Here is a 13,675-nt window from a genome sequence, read left to right as displayed (position 1 = left end):
CCCGGCGGGCGAGCAGGCGGTTCCGGTCCCCGCTCAGGACGCGGGCGTTCAGGAGGCGCCCGGCGAGGACGACGTGCCCGCCCAGGCGCCCGCAGAGGTTCAGAGCGCGTCCGTCGCCGAGCTGGACGCGTCCGGCCGGAGCGGCGGCGAGCCGATCGCCGACGAGGCTCAGACGGCCGCGGTGCCCGGGGCCGCCGGCGCTGCTCCGGCGGAGGGTGAGCCGGAGTCCGGCGTCCCCGCGCGGGCCGCGGAGGTGCCGGCCGCGCCCGCGCCCGCCATGGAGACCCCCGTCGCCACCGAGGCCGTACCGGCTCCCGGGGCCGCGCACCCGGCTCCCGAGGCCGCGCACCCGGCTCCCGGGACCGCGCATGTGGCCCCCGAGTCGGCCGTGGCTCCCGAGTCGGCCGTGGCCCCCGAGCCGGTCGTGGCCCCCGTTCCCGTGCCGGAGGCCGTTCCGGCGGAGGCGGGCGAGGCTCCCGTCCCGCCCGCGGCGGACCTCCACCAGGCCCAGGGTCCGCAGCTGACCCACTCCGCCGTACAGGACGCCGCGTCGGCGGCCGCCGTACCGCCTGGGCCTCAGCAGCAGGTCCAGCCGCAGCAGTCGGCCCCCGACCCGGCCCAGCAGGCCGTGCCCGCCGCCGAGTCCGCCCCCGAGAGCGACCTCGGTCTGCCGGCCAGCCCCCGGACCCAACCGGCCGGCGCCACCCCCGCACCGGGCGCCCCCGAGGTCGCGGAGGCCCCGGCCGCCGCCGAGGCCGGCGGCGCCCCGGAGTCCACCGCTTCCGGTGAGCCGTTGCCCGCCAACGTGCCGTACGAGCCGCACCCGGAGCAGCCGCTCGGGCAGTTCGTGCCCGTGGAGGGCCACGTGCCGACGACGCCGCACCTGGCGCCGACCCCGCCGCACCCGGTCGTCCTGCCCGCCCAGCACGCCCAGGGCGCGCAGGAGCCCCAGCAGGACGCCGAGGGCGCGCAGGAGCCCCAGCAGGATGCCCAGGGCACGCAGACCCCGCAGGACGCGGTGGCCACCGTTCCCGCGCCCCGCGAGGCCGAGCCGGCCACGGCACCCGCCGCGCAGGACGGGGAGTACGCCCCCGACGTCGTCCAGCACGCGGAGGACCTGCGGACCAGGGCCGCCGACCAGGAAGAGGGCCCGGCCGAGGCGGCGGAAGCGCGCCGGCCCGCCGGCCCGGCCGCGCCCGGCTACGACGACGCGGAGCGCGAGGCCGTCCTGAAGGTGATGCGCGAGCGCCGCGACATCCGCAACGGCTTCCGCGACGACCCCATCCCGCACGAGGTGCTGCTGCGCGTCCTGGAGGCCGCCCACACGGCGCCGTCCGTGGGCCACTCGCAGCCCTGGGACTTCGTCGTCATCCGGTCCGCCGAGACGCGCCGCTCGATGCACGAACTGGCCATGCGCCAGCGCGAGGCATACGCCAAGTCGCTCCCCAAGGGCCGGGCGAAGCAGTTCAAGGAACTGAAGATCGAGGCCATCCTCGACACCCCGGTGAACATCGTCGTCACCGCCGACCCCACCCGCGGCGGCCGGCACACCCTCGGCCGGCACACCCAGCCGCAGATGGCGCCGTACTCCGCCGCGCTCGCGGTCGAGAACCTCTGGCTCGCCGCCCGCGCCGAGGGCCTCGGCGTCGGCTGGGTCAGCTTCTTCGACGAGCGCGAGATGGTGCGCGCCCTCGGCCTGCCCGAGCACCTGGAGGTCATCGCCTACCTGTGCGTCGGGTACGTCGACGAGTTCCCGGACGAGCCCGAGCTGATGCAGGCCGGCTGGTCGAAGCGGCGCCCGCTGTCCTGGGTGGTGCACGAGGAGACGTACGGCCGCCGCGCCCTGCCCGGAGAGGAACCCCACGACCTGCTTGCCGAGACCGTCGCCCAGATCCGCCCGCTCGACGCCAAGGCACTCGGCGAGGCCTGGGAGCGCCAGAAGCGCATGACCAAGCCGGCCGGCGCGCTCGGCATGCTGGAGATCATCTCGGCGCAGCTGTCCGGGCTGTCCCGGCAGTGCCCGCCGCCGATCCCGGAGCCCGCGGCGGTCGCGATCTTCGCGGGCGACCACGGCGTGCACGCCCAGGGCGTCACCCCCTGGCCGCAGGAGGTCACCGCCCAGATGGTGGCCAACTTCCTGGGCGGGGGAGCGGTCTGCAACGCCTTCGCGGGCCAGGTCGGCGCCGAGGTGTGCGTCGTGGACGTCGGCGTCGCCGCCGACCTGCCCGCCACGCCGGGCCTGCTGCCCCGCAAGATCCGCGGCGGCACGTCCGACATGACCACCGGCCCCGCGATGACCCGCGAGGAGGCCAAGGCGGCCATCGAGGTCGGCATCGAGACCGCCCGCGATCTGGTGGCGGCCGGCAACAAGGCGCTGCTCACCGGTGAGATGGGCATCGCCAACACCACCGCGTCCGCGGCGCTGATCTCCGTCTTCACCGGCGCCGACCCGGCCGAGGTGACCGGGCGCGGCACCGGCATCAACGACGAGACGCTGGCCCGCAAGACCGATGTGGTCCGCCGCGCCCTGGAGTTCCACCAGCCGGACCCGGCCGACCCCATCGGCGTCCTGGCCGCGATCGGCGGCTTCGAGCACGCGGCGATGGTGGGCCTGCTGCTGGGCGGGGCCTCGCTGCGCACCCCGGTGATTCTGGACGGCGTCAGCGCCGGCGCCGCGGCCCTCGTGGCCCGCGCCATCGCGCCCGAGGTCCTCGCGGCCTGCATCGCCGGCCACCGCAGCGCCGAGCCGGGCCACGTCGCCGCCCTCAACAAGCTGGGCCTGCGCCCGCTGGTCGACCTCGACCTCCGCCTCGGCGAGGGCACGGGCGCGCTCCTGGCCCTCCCACTGGTCCAGAGCACGGCACGGGCGATGCACGAGGTGGCGACCTTCGACTCGGCGGGGGTCACCGAGAAGTAGGGGAGGGCTGTCGCGGAGCCCGCGGCCGACCGGGTGGTGGTGGGCGGTCGTTCCGTGGCGCGGAACGGGTGGGCACCAACCACCCGCCGGGCCGCACCGGGCCCTGCTGCCCAGCCACCGGACACCCGAGCCACGAGAAGCTGCCGACACCGTAAAATCCGCACGTCAGCGCCACTGCACAGCCACCGGAGCCGCCTTATGGCCGAACACCCCGCCTACCCCGTAGGCCTCCGCCTCTCCGGCCGCCGCGTGGTCGTGCTCGGCGGCGGCCAGGTCGCCCAGCGCCGCCTGCCCGCGCTGATCGCAGCCGGCGCGGACATCGTCCTCGTGTCCCCGCAAGCCACCGCGTCCGTGGAAGCCATGGCCGACGCGGGCGAGATCACCTGGGAGAGGCGCCCCTACACGGACGGCGACCTCGCGGGCGCCTGGTACGCGCTCATCGCCACCAGCGACCCGGAGGCCAACACGGCCGCGTCCGCCGAGGCGGAGCGCCACCGCGTGTGGTGCGTCCGCTCCGACGACGCCGACCAGGCCACCGCGTGGACCCCGGCCACCGGACACAGCGAGGGCGTCACCGTCGCCGTGCTCACCACGGAGGCCCGCGGCCGCGACCCCCGCCACACCGCCGCCATCCGCGACGCGGTCGTCGAGGGGCTGCGCGACGGCACCCTGGTGGCGCCCCACCACCGCACCCGCACCCCCGGCGTCGCCCTGGTCGGCGGCGGCCCCGGCGACCCCGACCTGATCACCGTCCGCGGCCGCCGGCTCCTCGCCGAGGCGGACGTCGTCATCGCCGACCGGCTCGGCCCGCGCGACCTGCTCGCCGAACTCCCGCCGCACGTCGAGGTGATCGACGCGGCGAAGATCCCCTACGGCCGCTTCATGGCCCAGGAGGCCATCAACAACGCGCTGATCGAACACGCCAAGCAGGGCAAGGCGGTCGTCCGGCTGAAGGGCGGCGACCCGTTCGTCTTCGGGCGGGGCATGGAGGAGGTCCAGGCGCTCGCCGAGGCCGGCATCCCCTGCACGGTGGTCCCGGGCATCTCCAGTTCGATCTCGGTGCCGGGCGCGGCCGGCATCCCGGTCACCCACCGCGGTGTGGCACACGAGTTCACGGTCGTCAGCGGTCATGTCGCCCCGGACGACGAGCGTTCGCTGGTCGACTGGCCGTCGCTGGCGAAGCTCACCGGCACGCTCGTGATCCTGATGGGCGTCGACAAGATCGGCAGCATCGCCGAGACGCTCGTGGCGCACGGCCGGTCGCCCGAGACCCCGGTCGCCCTGGTGCAGGAGGGCACCACGGCCGCGCAGCGCCGCGTGGACGCGACGCTGGCCACGGTCGCGCAGACCGTGCGCACCGAGGACGTGAAGCCGCCGGCGGTCATCGTCATCGGCGAAGTCGTGCGGGTCGGCCCCGAGCCGGCCGCCTGAGCACCCGTGGCTCGATCACGCGTAACCCGCGGTAACGCACTCGCTCCCAGCCGTTGGCACCACACCCAGGACAAGGCAGTATCACCCTGTGGCCGATCTCATCACCGTCGAGGACCCCGACGACCCGCGCCTGCGTGACTACACGGGCCTGACCGACGTCGAGCTGCGCCGCAAGCGCGAGCCCGCCGAAGGCCTGTTCATCGCCGAGGGCGAGAAGGTCATCCGCAGAGCCAAGGAAGCCGGCTACGAGATGCGCTCCATGCTGCTCTCGGCCAAGTGGATCGACGTCATGCGCGACGTCATCGACGAACTCCCGGCCCCTGTGTACGCGGTGAGCCCGGAACTCGCCGAACGGGTCACCGGCTACCACGTCCACCGCGGCGCCCTGGCCTCCATGCAGCGCAAGCCGCTGCCGACCGCCGCCGAACTGCTGCGCGCCGCCCGTCGGGTGGTGGTCATGGAGGCGGTCAACGACCACACCAACATCGGCGCCATCTTCCGTTCGGCGGCGGCCCTCGGCATGGACGCCGTCCTGCTGTCGCCCGACTGCGCCGACCCGCTGTACCGGCGCAGCGTCAAGGTGTCGATGGGTGCGGTGTTCTCGGTGCCGTACGCGCGGCTGGAGACCTGGCCCAAGGGCCTGGAGCAGGTCCGCGAGGCCGGCTTCACCCTGCTCGCGCTCACCCCGGACGAGAAGGCCCGCACCCTGGAGGAGGCCGCCCCGCACCGGATGGACCGGGTGGCGCTCATGCTCGGCGCCGAGGGCGACGGCCTCTCCACCCAGGCCCTGGTCGCCGCCGACGAATGGGTGCGCATCCCCATGTCCCACGGCGTCGACTCGCTCAACGTGGGCGCCGCCGCCGCGGTCGCCTTCTACGCCGTCGCCGGCGGCCGACCGGGGTCCTGATCCCGCCTACGGGGGCCTATTCCGCGGCGACTTGAGGCGGCGTCGCGGCATGCCGGCCGGGCGCGGGCGTGCCCGCGGCGACCGGCGCGGATGCCGCCTGCCGCTGCGGTCGTACGCCGTCGCCGCCGAGCCCGCGGGCGGGGCCCTGACAGCCTTGCGCCACCGCGATGCCGAGTGCCACGAGCAGCGTCACCACGACGAACACGAACAGCCGCTGCCGCAGCAGCCGCGGATTGGCCGGCCGCAGCCCGGCACCCGTCGTGCGCGGAGCGGGCCGCCTGGCGCCGTTGCGCGGGGCGGGACGGCTCCCGCTGCCGGTGCGCGCGGTGCCCGCGCGCGAGGGAACGCCTCCGCCTCGCGCCGAGCCGCCGCGCGAGGACACGCCGCCGCGGGACGGGGCGCCGGGGCGCGGCACGGGCGTACCGGCGGAGGTGGTCCGGCGCTGGGTGCGCTGCGGCTCGGGGTAGGTGTCGACGAGCCGCCCGGTGGGCCGGTCCGCCTCCGCGGCGCGCGGCGCGGGCGGCCGTACGTCGGTCAGGCCCTGCGCCTCGCGAGCGGCGATCTCCTTGAGCCGCAGCGACAGTTGCAGGGTGCTGGGCCGGTCCTCGGGGTCCTTCGCCAGGCAGGCCCGGACCAGTGGGGCGAGCGCGTCGGGTACGCCGTGCAGCTGCGGCTCCTCGTGCACCACCCGGTACAGCATCACCTCGGAACTGCCGTGTCCGAAGGGGGAGTCGCCGGTCGAGGCGTAGGCCAGGGTGGCGCCCAGGGAGAAGACGTCCGTCGCCGGGGTGACCGCCGCGCCGCGGACCTGCTCGGGCGCGAGGAAGCCGGGGGAGCCCACGGCGGTGCCCACGTGGGTGAGCGTGGAGGCGCCGGTGGACCAGGCGATGCCGAAGTCGATGATCCGCGGCCCCTTCGGGGACAGCAGGATGTTGGAGGGCTTCAGGTCCCGGTGGACGACGCCGGCCTCGTGCACCGCGACCAGTCCCTCGGACAGGGCGGCGCCGATCGCCGCGGTGTCGGCCGCGCCGAGAGGTCCCTCGTCGGCGACCTTGTCGTGCAGGGAGGGTCCGGGCACGTACTGCGTGGCGAACCAGGGCCGGTCGGCCTCCAGGTCCGCCGCCACCAGCCGGGCCGTGCACCCGCCGCGGATGCGCCGGGCCGCCGAGACCTCACGCGCGAAACGCGACCGGAACTCCTGGTCCTCGGCGAGATCGGGCCGGATCACCTTCAGCGCGACCCGCTGCCCCTTCTTGTCGGAGCCGAGATAGACCACGCCCATCCCGCCCGCGCCGAGCCGTCGGTGAAGCCTGAACGAGCCGACGACGCGCGGGTCCTCGCGCCTCAGGCGCATCATCGCCATGTTCATCCCCGCTGCCCGGTCCCTGTGACGTGGCACAGCTTACGTTTCCCGGGCCGCCCGCGCGCAGAGGCCGCGCCCTCTCGGCCGGACGGATTGTGCCCGCCGCAGGCGGCAGATGAGACATGGTCAGGAAGCAGGCGCAGTTGGCGCGTTCGAACCTGCCGTCCCGTCAACAGGTTTCAGACGTACGGGCGTTGCCTTCGCCGACGCCGCTCGCCCCCGTCGTGCGGACCCTCACAGGAAGACACCGCGGACGGCCCGCGGCACCCGGCGCCGAGGGGGTGCGGAACCCTGCCGGGCAGCCGTCGCGACCCCGAACGGAGTGATCGAAGTCACTCCTTTCGGCCCGCCCGACCCTTCCGAAATGACGGACACGGCGGGCGACCCCTCAGGGAAGACCCCGAGACCGGGGACCGGGTCTCCACCCAGGGGAGTACTCCCCCAGTCATGGCTCATCCTCCGGGAGGCCCGGCAATCGGTACGAAGGCATGACGCCCGCTGCCGGCCGCACGCCTAGATTTGAGGTCAAGCGGCGGGTGCAGCACTCGTCCCCCGAGGTCAGACACCCGCCGCTGCAGACGACAACCGAAACGGTCAGGAGAGGGACCATGGCCCACACGGCACCGCGACGCACCGCGTTCGCCCCCCGCCGCACGGGCCGTCGCCACCCCCTGGTGGCGACGCTCATGGCCCTTCCCCTGGCGGCCCTGCTCCTGCTCGTCTTCGACGGCTGGGAGACGGTGGCCACACAGGCGTCGTCCGTGGGTGCGATGCTGGGGCGCTGAGCGGCGACCCCAGGCCCGGAAGAGCGGTCCGGGCGGGGACATCCACCCATGAAACCCCGTGGGGACGGGGGTGCGGCGGACGGCACGAATGCCGGCGCAGCTGGGGAGCTGCGCCGGCATTACGCCGTCCAGGGACCAGTGGTCCCACCATGTGACGGGCGTGCGTCCGCGGAGCCATGGACGGTTGCCGGGCCCGCACCGCTGCGGGCAGTCGTGGCCCCGGTGCGTGGCCGAGCGGTTCAGCGAGGCCGGCGCGCCCCAACCCGGGCACCGGGTACTCCGGCGGCGAGGGCGGCCACGCCAACCCCCGTGCGCCAGCCCGGGCACCGGGCACCCCGCTCAAGCGCGGGCGTCAACGGCGAAGGCCTCCACCAACCCGAGCACGAGCGCCCCGACGGTGAGGCCCACACCAACCCGCCACAGGCCAGGCGCCCCGCCGCCTCGGAACCCCGCGCTCGCGTACGCTCACCCGCACACCCCGACGCCCGAGGCCGCCGTGAACCTGCTCCCCGTGCTCGCCGAGAAGGCCAGAGCCGCCGCCCATCCGGAAGCCGGCCAAGCCCCCTGCACCTGCGACGCCGGCCCCGCCCCCCTCGCCGACCGGCCCGACGCCACCGTCGTACGCCACGCAGGCACCGTCGCGAAGGCGCACGCCCCCGGTACCGACCCCGCCGAGCTCGCCCTGCGCCTCGGCACGGCCGCCCGCGTCCCCGGTGTCCTCCTGGCTCCGCTCGCCCCCGGCCCCACCCCGTTGCACGGCCGGCTGGTGACCTTCTGGCCCTACGGCACCCCTGTGGACCCGGACGACCCGGACGCGGCGCCCTGGGAGACCGTCGGCACGCTGCTGGCGCGGCTGCACCGCACGGTCCCGCCCGCCGGCCTGCCCCCGATGCGCGGGCCCGCCAAGGCCACCCGTGCCATGCGGCGGCTGCACGAGGCCCTGCGCGGGGAGCCCCACGAGGCGGCCGGGCCGGTTCAGCGGGCCTGGGCCGCGCTGCCCGCCTGGGCCCGCGCGGAAGCGGCCATGCCCGGCCCGGCGGTCCTCTGCCACGGCGATGTGCACCTCGGCCAGCTCGTCCGGCACCCCGCACCCGACGGGCCGTGGCAGCTGATCGACGTGGACGACCTGGGCGTGGGCGTCCCGGCCTGGGACCTCGCGCGCCCAGCCGCCTGGTACGCCTGCGGACTGCTCCCGCCCGACGTGTGGACGCGGTTCCTGACCGCCTACCGGCGGGCCGGCGGCCCGGCCGTCCCCGCGGACGGCGACCCCTGGCCGGCCCTCGACGTCCCGGCGCGCGCCCTCACCGTGCAGACGGCCGCCCTGGCCGTCGCCAAGGCGCTCGCGGCGGACCGCCCACTGGACGAGGTCGAGCAGGCCGTCGTCGACGCCTGCGCCCGGATGACATCGGTGCCGTACCCCACCAGTTGACGCACGGATTCCCGGAAATCGTTGCAACCGATCGCGCACGAGCGGAGTCTGTCCTGGGGAAACACGAAGCACGACCGACCGGCGAGGAGTTGAGCCGCGATGCATTGTCCGAAGTGCCATGCGCCGATGCACACCTACAACCGCAACGGCATCCAGATCGAGCAGTGCAGCGGCTGCCGCGGCATCTTCCTCGACTACGGCGAGCTGGAGGCGCTGACCCAGTTGGAGTCCCAGTGGTCCAAGCCCGCCCCGCAGGCGTACCCGGCGCCGCCCGCGCCCGCCTGGGGCGCCCCGCACGGCGGTCACCACGGCGGCCACGGCCACCACGGACACCACCACAAGAGCTTCGCCCACATGCTGTTCTCCAGCTGAACGGGCACGCCGAAGCCCCCGGCCGTACGCGACGGCCGGGGGCTTCTCGGTGTGGACGATACTGGGATTGAACCAGTGACCTCTTCCGTGTCAGGGAAGCGCTCTCCCGCTGAGCTAATCGTCCGCGGCTGTGACCTGTGGACCACAGACAGTGCGCGATACTGGGATTGAACCAGTGACCTCTTCCGTGTCAGGGAAGCGCTCTCCCGCTGAGCTAATCGCGCGGGCATGGATCTTCGAGGAGACCCGGGATCTTGCGAGAAGATCCAGTGGACGATACTGGGATTGAACCAGTGACCTCTTCCGTGTCAGGGAAGCGCTCTCCCGCTGAGCTAATCGTCCTTGGAGGTGGAGACGGGATTTGAACCCGTGTAGACGGCTTTGCAGGCCGTTGCCTCGCCTCTCGGCCACTCCACCAGGAGTGTAGGGGATCGAGGCGACCCCCTGTCTTCCTTCGAGCGGACGACGAGGCTCGAACTCGCGACCTCAACCTTGGCAAGGTTGCGCTCTACCAACTGAGCTACGTCCGCCTGTCGTTTCGGTGCGCTTGCGCGTCCCGGCGACGTGTTGAACTCTAGCGGATTCCCGGGCCAGTACAAAAACGCGTTTGCGCAGCGTGCTGCGCTGCACCCGGCTGACCCGGTGGTCAGGGCCCCTCAGGGAGGTCCCGGGCCACCCGACAGCCACCCGACCTAGACTCGACCACGTGCTTCACCACCGTTTCGGCCCGCCCCCTCTGGCCCGCTTCGGCGACCGACTCGCCACCGGGCTCCTCGACGTCACCAGCGATCCCGCCGCCCTGGACTCGTCCGGTTTCTGGGCCGTGTGCGCGGACTTCGAGGGCGGGCTGACCTGCGCCCGCTTCGCCGACGTACGGCAGGAGCCGGTGCCGGCCCCGGTGCCCGGCGCCTGGCGCGGCCCGGCGCCGGCGGACTGGACGTCCTCCCTGGACCGGGCCGCGTACACGGCCGCCGTCCGCCGGATCCGCGAGCACATCGCGGCCGGCGAGGTCTACCAGGCCAACCTCTGCCGGGTGCTCAGCGCGGCCGTCGACCCGGACGCGGACGTGGACGCCCTGACCGCCCTGCTGGCCCGCGGCAACCCGGCGCCGTACGCAGGAACGATCCGGCTGCCCGGGCACGGCGTGGAGATCGCCACCGCCTCGCCCGAGCTGTTCCTGCGCCGGACCGGGCGGACCGTGGAGTCGGGCCCCATCAAGGGCACCGGGCGCACCGAGGCGGACCTCCTGGAGAAGGACTACGCCGAGAACGTGATGATCGTGGACCTGGTCCGCAACGACATCGGGCGGGTGTGCGCGACCGGCAGCGTGACCGTCCCGGACCTGTGCGCGCTGGAGAAACACCCCGGCCTGGTCCACCTGGTGTCCACGGTCCGCGGGGAACTGCGCGCCGGGGCCGGCTGGCCGGACCTGCTCGCCGCCGCGTTCCCGCCCGGCTCCGTCACCGGCGCGCCGAAGTCGAGCGCCCTGCGGATCATCGAGGCGCTGGAGACGGCGCCCCGTGGGCCGTACTGCGGTGGCATCGGCTGGGTCGACGCCGACCGGGGCACCGGCGAGCTGGCCGTCGGCATCCGCACCTTCTGGATCGACCGCGCCGAGGGAGTCCTCCGCTTCGGCACCGGCGCCGGCATCACCTGGGGATCGGACCCGGAGGGGGAGTGGCAGGAGACCGAACTGAAGGCGTCCCGGCTGCTCGCGGTAGCGTCGGGAGCGTACGAGCACAGCGGAGAGGCGTTCGCATGAGGATCTGGCTGGACGGCGGGCTGCGGGACCTGGAGTCCGCCCGTGTCTCCGTCTTCGACCACGGACTGACGGTCGGCGACGGCATCTTCGAGACGGTGAAGGCACTGGACGGCAAGCCGTTCGCGCTCACCCGGCACCTCGACCGCCTGACCCGTTCGGCCCGGGGCCTCGGCCTGCCCGACCCCGACCACGACGAGGTCCGCGAGGCCTGCGCGGCGGTCCTCGAGGCCAACCCGATGCCGCTCGGCCGGCTGCGGATCACCTACACCGGCGGCCACGGCCCGCTCGGCTCCGACCGCGGCGAGCACGGCCCGACCCTCGTGGTCGCCGTCGGCGAGACCACCCGCCGCCCGGACTCCACCGCGGTGATCACCGTGCCGTGGACCCGCAACGAGCGCGGCGCACTCACCGGCCTGAAGACGACCTCGTACGCCGAGAACGTCGTCGCCCTGGCCCGCGCCCACGAACACGGGGCCTCCGAGGCGCTGTTCGGCAACACGGCCGGCCGGCTCTGCGAGGGCACCGGGTCGAACGTCTTCGTCGTCCTGGACGGCGAGATCCACACCCCGCCGCTCGCCTCCGGCTGCCTGGCAGGCATCACCCGTGCCCTGACCATCGAGTGGACCGGAGCCAAGGAGACGGACCTCCCGATGGACGTGCTGGCACGGGCCGACGAGATCTTCCTGACCTCCACCCTGCGGGACGTCCAGGCCGTGCACCGGGTCGACGACCGGGAGCTGCACGGCGTCCCGGGGCCGGTGACCGCCAAGGCGATGCGGATCTTCGACGAGCGTTCCGGGCACGACCTGGACCCCTGAGCCCGCAAAACCGGCTGACGCGGCCGGTCGTCAGGGGTAGAAATCCAGTGATGACCACGACCCTGCGGCCGGCCGAGCCGCTCCAGCAGCACCCCGACGGATCGCGCTCCCGTCGCTTCCAGGTGTGCGTGAACGGCCGCCCGGTCGGCGGGCTCCGCCTCGGCACCTCGCCGTCGCTCGGTGACTCGGTGGCCCGCATCCACGACCTGCGGATCGCCGAGCCCGACCGGCGCCGCGGCCGGGGCACGGTCGCGGCGCTCGCCGCGGAGGAGGTGGCACGCGGCTGGGGCTGCCGGCAGATCGAGACCCTCGTCCCCGCCTCGGCGGACGTCGCCCTGAGGCTGTTCGGCGCGCTCGGCTACACCCTGCGCAACCGGCGGATGGAGAAACGCCTCGGCACCACCCCGCCCGAACTGCCGGCGGGCAGCCGCGCGCGGCCCATGACGGCGGCCGAGTTCGACGCCTGGCAGGCACGCGAGAGCGAGCGCTACGCCGGCGTGTGGCGGGAGCGAGGCCTCACCGAGGCGGCGGCCCGCGCCAAGGCCCGCGACGACCACGCCCGACTGCTGCCGCGCGGAGCCGCGACCGACGGCATGGTCTTCAGCGTCCTCGAACACGAGGGGAGGCCGGTCGGCACCCTGTGGGTGGCCCTGCAGGACGCCGAGGCGTTCGTGTACGACGTGGAGACCGAGGCGGCCCACCGGGGCCAGGGGCACGGGCGGACGCTCATGCTGCTGGCGGAGCGCCAGGCGATCGAGGCCGGCCTGCGCGTCCTCGGCCTCAACGTGTTCGCGGGCAACGCCCCGGCCGAGCGGCTGTACGAGTCACTCGGGTACGAGACGGTGACCCGCTCCCTGGCCAAGCCCCTGCTGTAGGGCTCAGGCGCCCTGTTCGCCCAGCAGCCGGTTCGCGATCTCCTCGATCCGCTCGCGCAGCCCCTCCTGGCTCTTGCCGCCGTCCAGGCGCTCACCGCCGATGACGTACGTCGGCGTGCCGGTCACGCCGATCGCCTTGCCCTCGGCCTGGTCGGCGTCGACGATCAGGATGTGCCGGCCGTCGATCAGCGCGGTGTCGAACTCCTCGCCGTCCAGCCCGAGTTCGCGCGCCACCTCGACCAGGAAGGGTTCCCCCGTACGGTCCAGTTCCTCGACCCGCTCCAGCACCGCCTCCACGTACGGCCAGCCCTTGCCCTGCGCCAGCGCCTCCTCGGCGGCCTGCGCGGCGGCGAAGGCGTGCTGGTGCTTCTCCAGCGGGAAGTGCCGCAGCCGCAGCTCCAGCCGGTCGCCGTAGCGGGCGCGCAGGGCGCGGACGTCGTCGAGGGCGGTGCGGCAGTCGGGGCACTGCAGTTCGCACCAGACGTCGAGGACGAGGGCATCGGTGCGCGCGGGAGAGGAGTCGCTCATGCGCACCAGTCTTCCAGGCCGCGCGCGGTCGACCCAATCGGAGCCGCGGGCACCGGCACCCCAGGAGGAGGCGACCCGGAGATGTCCCTGATGTCCGCCCCGAGCATGGCTTCCCGCGGCCCGCACGGTGCAGGATGGCAGGATGGAAGGGGCGAAGCGCCGCACCCCTGCCCCGCCGGCGCGGCGTCCCGCGAAGAAACCCCTCTCACTCGACCGAGCCCGCCAGGAGGAACGGATGATTGCCGAGACCGTCTGCTCCGCCGTGTCCGCGGCGGGCCTGGGGATCGCCGTGGTCACGGCCTACCGCAGGCGCTTCCTGTCCGCCGCCCGCATCGCGGCCTACTCGCTGGTGCCGATCGGCCTGGTGATGACGGGTGTGGTCGGCTGGCTCGCCGACACCGCCTTCAGCCCCACCGCCTGGGCGGGCTTCGGGGTGCTGGGCGCGGCCTGGCTGCTGTTCGCCGGCACCCGTGCCGTCGAGCGCCGCC

Annotated in this window: 11 protein-coding genes, 5 tRNA genes and 1 pseudogene; 10 read left to right on the top strand and 7 right to left on the bottom strand. The window is 74.4% G+C overall.

Translation table 11 applies throughout. The annotated features are described in order from the left end of the window. Positions 1-277 precede the first annotated feature (277 nt). The 3 genes from cobT to ACLU3S_RS31135 all read left to right on the top strand — a co-directional run bounded on the left by cobT (position 278) and on the right by ACLU3S_RS31135 (position 5,255). A complete protein-coding gene (cobT, locus tag ACLU3S_RS31145; protein WP_413955315.1) occupies positions 278-2,917 on the top strand; it encodes a nicotinate-nucleotide--dimethylbenzimidazole phosphoribosyltransferase in 2,640 nt (879 codons plus the stop codon). Positions 2,918-3,115: 198 nt separating this feature from the next. Continuing rightward, complete coding sequence (cobA, locus tag ACLU3S_RS31140) at positions 3,116-4,348, top strand: uroporphyrinogen-III C-methyltransferase (RefSeq protein WP_413955314.1); 1,233 nt, start codon at positions 3,116-3,118, stop codon at positions 4,346-4,348. A gap of 88 nt (positions 4,349-4,436) precedes the next feature. Then, positions 4,437-5,255 carry a TrmH family RNA methyltransferase gene (locus tag ACLU3S_RS31135; protein WP_413955313.1) on the top strand — a complete coding sequence of 273 codons (819 nt, stop codon included), beginning with the start codon at positions 4,437-4,439 and terminating at the stop codon, positions 5,253-5,255. A gap of 16 nt (positions 5,256-5,271) precedes the next feature. Here the strand turns inward: ACLU3S_RS31135 and ACLU3S_RS31130 are convergent, their stop codons facing one another. After that, a complete protein-coding gene (locus ACLU3S_RS31130; protein WP_413955312.1) occupies positions 5,272-6,624 on the bottom strand; it encodes a protein kinase domain-containing protein in 1,353 nt (450 codons plus the stop codon). Positions 6,625-7,226: 602 nt separating this feature from the next. Here ACLU3S_RS31130 and ACLU3S_RS31125 point away from each other — a divergent pair. The 3 genes from ACLU3S_RS31125 to ACLU3S_RS31115 all read left to right on the top strand — a co-directional run bounded on the left by ACLU3S_RS31125 (position 7,227) and on the right by ACLU3S_RS31115 (position 9,204). Further along, a complete protein-coding gene (locus ACLU3S_RS31125) occupies positions 7,227-7,403 on the top strand; it encodes a hypothetical protein (RefSeq protein WP_014671580.1) in 177 nt (58 codons plus the stop codon). A gap of 496 nt (positions 7,404-7,899) precedes the next feature. After that, positions 7,900-8,832, top strand: a complete 933-nt coding sequence (locus tag ACLU3S_RS31120; RefSeq protein WP_413955311.1) for a phosphotransferase family protein — start codon at positions 7,900-7,902, stop codon at positions 8,830-8,832. Positions 8,833-8,931: 99 nt separating this feature from the next. Continuing rightward, the gene (locus tag ACLU3S_RS31115; RefSeq protein WP_413955310.1) at positions 8,932-9,204 is read left to right on the top strand and encodes a zf-TFIIB domain-containing protein; all 273 of its coding nucleotides are present in this window, start codon (positions 8,932-8,934) and stop codon (positions 9,202-9,204) included. A 52-nt stretch (positions 9,205-9,256) separates the two neighbouring features. Here the strand turns inward: ACLU3S_RS31115 and ACLU3S_RS31110 are convergent. The 5 genes from ACLU3S_RS31110 to ACLU3S_RS31090 form a co-directional block, all read right to left on the bottom strand. Then, positions 9,257-9,328 (bottom strand) — tRNA-Val (locus ACLU3S_RS31110). A gap of 28 nt (positions 9,329-9,356) precedes the next feature. After that, positions 9,357-9,428: transfer RNA gene (locus tag ACLU3S_RS31105), tRNA-Val, on the bottom strand. A 46-nt stretch (positions 9,429-9,474) separates the two neighbouring features. Continuing rightward, positions 9,475-9,546: transfer RNA gene (locus tag ACLU3S_RS31100), tRNA-Val, on the bottom strand. Position 9,547: 1 nt separating this feature from the next. Beyond that, positions 9,548-9,621 (bottom strand) — tRNA-Cys (locus tag ACLU3S_RS31095). A 40-nt stretch (positions 9,622-9,661) separates the two neighbouring features. Next, positions 9,662-9,734, bottom strand: a tRNA-Gly gene (locus tag ACLU3S_RS31090). Positions 9,735-9,910: 176 nt separating this feature from the next. Here ACLU3S_RS31090 and ACLU3S_RS31085 point away from each other — a divergent pair. From ACLU3S_RS31085 to ACLU3S_RS31075, 3 genes are read left to right on the top strand one after another with little or no spacing between them, the layout of a single operon-like run. After that, entirely contained in the window at positions 9,911-10,966 is a 1,056-nt protein-coding gene (locus ACLU3S_RS31085; RefSeq protein WP_413955309.1) for a chorismate-binding protein, read from the top strand. Further along, positions 10,963-11,784, top strand: coding sequence for an aminotransferase class IV (locus ACLU3S_RS31080; protein ID WP_413955308.1), 822 nt, complete (start codon positions 10,963-10,965; stop codon positions 11,782-11,784). The genes ACLU3S_RS31085 and ACLU3S_RS31080 overlap by 4 nt, the downstream gene beginning before the upstream one ends. Before the next feature lie 50 nt (positions 11,785-11,834). Next, entirely contained in the window at positions 11,835-12,659 is an 825-nt protein-coding gene (locus ACLU3S_RS31075; RefSeq protein WP_413955307.1) for a GNAT family N-acetyltransferase, read from the top strand. Between the two features lie 3 nt (positions 12,660-12,662). Here ACLU3S_RS31075 and ACLU3S_RS31070 read toward each other — a convergent pair whose 3' ends face one another. Then, positions 12,663-13,187, bottom strand: a complete 525-nt coding sequence (locus tag ACLU3S_RS31070; RefSeq protein WP_413955306.1) for a DsbA family protein — start codon at positions 13,185-13,187, stop codon at positions 12,663-12,665. Positions 13,188-13,422: 235 nt separating this feature from the next. On the opposite strand from ACLU3S_RS31070, the pseudogene ACLU3S_RS31065 reads away from it, so the two are divergent. Then, positions 13,423-13,675 (top strand): annotated as a pseudogene (locus ACLU3S_RS31065) (hypothetical protein); the annotation flags it as partial.

Source organism: Streptomyces sp. AF1A, from assembly GCF_047340315.1.
In the GTDB taxonomy this organism is placed as follows: Bacteria; Actinomycetota; Actinomycetes; order Streptomycetales; family Streptomycetaceae; genus Streptomyces.
The sequence above is the reverse complement of the archived record's forward strand: the minus strand, read 5'-3'. Positions and strand labels throughout refer to the sequence as shown.

Bases quoted from the DNA above. Each gene is read 5' to 3' on its own strand.
- cobT (WP_413955315.1), top strand. From the start codon at position 278: ATGGAGACCCCCGTCGCCACCGAGGCCGTACCGGCTCCCGGGGCCGCG.
- cobA (WP_413955314.1), top strand. From the start codon at position 3,116: ATGGCCGAACACCCCGCCTACCCCGTAGGCCTCCGCCTCTCCGGCCGC.
- ACLU3S_RS31130 (WP_413955312.1), bottom strand. From the start codon at position 6,624: ATGAACATGGCGATGATGCGCCTGAGGCGCGAGGACCCGCGCGTCGTC.
- ACLU3S_RS31125 (WP_014671580.1), top strand. From the start codon at position 7,227: ATGGCCCACACGGCACCGCGACGCACCGCGTTCGCCCCCCGCCGCACG.
- ACLU3S_RS31115 (WP_413955310.1), top strand. From the start codon at position 8,932: ATGCATTGTCCGAAGTGCCATGCGCCGATGCACACCTACAACCGCAAC.
- ACLU3S_RS31080 (WP_413955308.1), top strand. From the start codon at position 10,963: ATGAGGATCTGGCTGGACGGCGGGCTGCGGGACCTGGAGTCCGCCCGT.
- ACLU3S_RS31075 (WP_413955307.1), top strand. From the start codon at position 11,835: ATGACCACGACCCTGCGGCCGGCCGAGCCGCTCCAGCAGCACCCCGAC.
- ACLU3S_RS31070 (WP_413955306.1), bottom strand. From the start codon at position 13,187: ATGAGCGACTCCTCTCCCGCGCGCACCGATGCCCTCGTCCTCGACGTC.